Source organism: Nonomuraea cavernae (assembly GCF_014646355.1).
In the GTDB taxonomy this organism is placed as follows: Bacteria; Actinomycetota; Actinomycetes; order Streptosporangiales; family Streptosporangiaceae; genus Nonomuraea; species Nonomuraea cavernae.
In genome coordinates this window covers 81,721-84,560 of the sequence record NZ_BMNH01000032.1, presented here as the reverse complement: position 1 = coordinate 84,560, position 2,840 = coordinate 81,721, and the positions used below count along the sequence as shown (strand labels likewise).

The following is a 2,840-nucleotide window of genomic DNA, read 5'->3' as shown; positions in this document are numbered from 1 at the left end:
TAGAGTGCGATCAGAAGGGCGTCCAAGTCTGTCTTCACACACCGACCATGGACGCCCTTCGTCACGCCCGCAGCCGATTACCGAATTTCACATCAGCGATCTAGAGGCGGCTCGCCGCCAGCTCAAGCCTCTCCTACTGGACAAGCCCAAATGAGGTCGCATTCCACAGCAAGACGGCCCCCAGGCGATCGCCTGGGGGCCGCATTGTCGGGATGCTAGAAGTCGAAGATGCCGTTCCTTGCGCCGGCTACGAACTTGTCCCAGACCGCCCGGCGGAGAACCCACGGCTCGGCATCAGGTTGCTCGGTGTCGCGCAAGGCGACGCGGCCATCGGATAGTTGCTTTGCCTCCAGGCACTCGCCACCCTGACCGCTGGACGCGGTGACCCATCCTGCAGGATCCGCGATTTCTCTCGTGATGTGTGCGCTTAATTCCACGACGCCGCTCTCTCCTTGATCCGTTGCATCGACAGGTACTCGGGAAGCGCCGCTTTTCGTACGCATTCGAGTCGGCCCACGAGTCGTTTGATCTCATCGGGTTTGTCGACGACGCGACCATGGAGGGCTGATTCGACGTACGCGGCGATCGGCACTCCATCCTCCTGGGCCAGAACGATCGGCCCCACCAGCGCTGCTGTGCACAGGGCCTCGTACGGGATGAGTTGGACGCTGAACCAGTTGTTCTCGGCCATAGTGACCAGATGCTCTAGTTGGCGCCGGGTCACCGAGTTGTCTCCAATCGGACGATACAGGATGCCTTCGTCCATGACAGCGAGGTATTGGGGCGGTGCGGGACGGGTGAAGATGGTTTGCCGTTCCAGCCGGGCCTGGATGGCTTCCTCGATCTGCTGAGGCGTCGCGTCCGGTTCGCCAGCGAAGATAGCGCGAGCGTACTCCTCGGTCTGTGCCAGCCCCGGCATGATGAGGGGGGCGACGCTGATGATCTGATCAGCTCTTCGCTCGATCGCAGGCCACTGCCGATACCACTGGGGTACCTGGTTGCCGCTGATGGCGGGCCAGTGGGTGAGGAGAACGCCGTCGAGATCCAACGCCTTCTCGCAGAGATTGATCAACTCCCGCGTGGGTTTCTCGTCGCCGCGTTCCACGTTGCCGATGCGGCTCTTGCTGTAGCCGATGCGGTCCGCGAGCTGCTCTTGAGTCAATTTAGCGGCATATCGGTATTTGCGTAGTTCTGCGCCGAAACGCGCTGCTGGACTGGCGGTTGGATCGAGCTCTTTGGGTGCTGGCATCTCTGCTCCCGTCGCCAGGCCGATCCCAGCTCTCTGGCTTGGTGGCAGTAAAAGTCTGGGATCACTCTGGGAATGTTTTCAAAGACAAAGTAGCGACTTGCAGGCAGTCTGTGGAGTGCCTCAAGGAAATCGATCCACCCATCGCTCGTATGGCAGAACCTCCGCTGGGTCATTGCTGGCATGCATAATTCTCAAACTGGGCATAGGCGGTCAACGTGGCGGCACTCGACATGCAGGTTATCGGCGAGCTGCGATTCCCCGGACGTCCAGAAATTGTAAGTGACGTCCGCATTTATGTGTCTCGATGGCTTGTGATCGAGCTTCCTGAAGCGGCTGACGACGGAGAATTGGTGGACAATGTGCGCCTTCTCGCGACAGAGCTAGCCGTTAACGCGATAAAACACACATTTTCTGGACGATGGCGCAAAGGCTCATTTCGGGTCCGTATGTGGCTCGGCGCCGGGCGGGTCCGTGTCGAGGTGATGGACCAGGGGTGGTGGTCGGGGCCGCGACTCCGCGCCGACCCCGACGGAACCAGCGGGCGCGGGCTGCTCATCTTGGCGACCCTGGCGGCGAACTGGGGGGTGAAGAGGCGCTGGTTCGGTCGGACCGTGTGGTTCGAGCTTCCCGTCCAGTCGGCCCGCTTCGACTGCGCACCCGGGAACCTCGTCGAGATCTTCGATGGAAGGAACCCGTGACATGCCGAAGATCCCCGACTTCCACGGCCCGCACGTCGAGCCGCCCACCGCCGAGCACGTCAAGCTGACCTGGTACGAACCCAACCCACGGGCGTCGCGCATCCGGGTGATCCTGCACACCTGCGAATGCCGCGAAACGATCTACGAGCTGTGCGCCGCCGCCGGCCTGAGCTTCGTCTGCCGCACCGACCGCGCGAAGCAGACCGTACGCGAGACCTCGTGGACGTTGACCGCGACCGCCATACGGATCTTCGCGCAGATCCTGTGCGGCGAAGCGCGCTGATCCCCGTACAGAGATATCGGCGCGTCCGCGGCCTGGACGTAGCGCTCAGGGGAGTCTCCAGCCAGGGCTTCGACCAGCGCCGGACTGTCGAAGACGATCAAGATTCGCGGATCTTTCGTATCTCGGTGACGACGTCGTCATGACTCGCACCGCCGCCCAGCGTCCGGAGGGCCTCCAGTCGTCCTCTGATCGTGTCGGGGGCTGGAGTGGCGGCGACCTCGGTGAGGAGGTCGGCCACGTACGCGGACAGAGACATTCGCTTACGCGCGGCCCGCGCTTTCAGTTCGGCGACACCGATCCGAACCGCTGCGTGCCACGCCGCTATCCGCGCAGAACGGTGACCTGGCGGCCGGACGGGGTGGTCGCCCGCTCGAACGTGCCTCGTTCCTTCCAGGGCGGGGCTTCGGGGCGCCGGTCGAAGATCACTAGTACGCCGGTGGTGAGGGTGAGCCGGTCGAGGTATCCGTCGAGTTGGGTGAGGCCGTCGGGCAGTGGGTCGTCTTTGCCGGTCCGCCAGACCTTCAGTTCCATCGCCTCCCGTTGGAGCAGTCGTTCGCCGTCCGGGCTGGTGTGGGGCCAGCGGATCAGCACGTCCAGGCGTTTGGTGCCG

At 63.1% G+C, this 2,840-nt stretch carries 6 protein-coding genes; 2 read left to right on the top strand and 4 right to left on the bottom strand.

Annotated elements, in window-relative coordinates:
• Positions 1 to 215: 215 nt before the first annotated feature.
• A complete protein-coding gene (locus tag IEY82_RS40455) occupies positions 216 to 503 on the bottom strand; it encodes a DUF397 domain-containing protein (RefSeq protein WP_189128284.1) in 288 nt (95 codons plus the stop codon).
• Complete coding sequence (locus IEY82_RS33530; protein WP_189128283.1) at positions 428 to 1,249, bottom strand: helix-turn-helix domain-containing protein; 822 nt, start codon at positions 1,247 to 1,249, stop codon at positions 428 to 430. Before IEY82_RS33530 ends, IEY82_RS40455 begins: the two co-directional genes overlap by 76 nt.
• Positions 1,250 to 1,464: 215 nt before the next feature.
• Between IEY82_RS33530 and IEY82_RS33525 the strand changes: the two genes are divergently transcribed.
• Together IEY82_RS33525 and IEY82_RS33520 are read left to right on the top strand one after the other, a co-directional pair.
• The gene (locus IEY82_RS33525) at positions 1,465 to 1,947 is read left to right on the top strand and encodes an ATP-binding protein (RefSeq protein WP_189128282.1); all 483 of its coding nucleotides are present in this window, start codon (positions 1,465 to 1,467) and stop codon (positions 1,945 to 1,947) included.
• Position 1,948: 1 nt separating this feature from the next.
• Complete coding sequence (locus tag IEY82_RS33520) at positions 1,949 to 2,230, top strand: hypothetical protein (protein WP_189128281.1); 282 nt, start codon at positions 1,949 to 1,951, stop codon at positions 2,228 to 2,230.
• Positions 2,231 to 2,327: 97 nt separating this feature from the next.
• Here the strand turns inward: IEY82_RS33520 and IEY82_RS33515 are convergent, their stop codons facing one another.
• Both IEY82_RS33515 and IEY82_RS33510 read right to left on the bottom strand, forming a co-directional pair.
• Complete coding sequence (locus IEY82_RS33515; RefSeq protein WP_189128280.1) at positions 2,328 to 2,486, bottom strand: hypothetical protein; 159 nt, start codon at positions 2,484 to 2,486, stop codon at positions 2,328 to 2,330.
• A 65-nt stretch (positions 2,487 to 2,551) separates the two neighbouring features.
• On the bottom strand, positions 2,552 to 2,840 hold a 289-nt coding region (locus IEY82_RS33510), incomplete at its 5' end, for a hypothetical protein (RefSeq protein ID WP_229697762.1).

What these genes read in the sequence shown, in the direction of transcription:
- IEY82_RS40455 (WP_189128284.1), bottom strand. Translation starts at nt 503, where the DNA reads ATGCGTACGAAAAGCGGCGCTTCCCGAGTACCTGTCGATGCAACGGAT.
- IEY82_RS33515 (WP_189128280.1), bottom strand. Translation starts at nt 2,486, where the DNA reads ATGTCTCTGTCCGCGTACGTGGCCGACCTCCTCACCGAGGTCGCCGCC.
- IEY82_RS33520 (WP_189128281.1), top strand. Translation starts at nt 1,949, where the DNA reads ATGCCGAAGATCCCCGACTTCCACGGCCCGCACGTCGAGCCGCCCACC.
- IEY82_RS33530 (WP_189128283.1), bottom strand. Translation starts at nt 1,249, where the DNA reads ATGCCAGCACCCAAAGAGCTCGATCCAACCGCCAGTCCAGCAGCGCGT.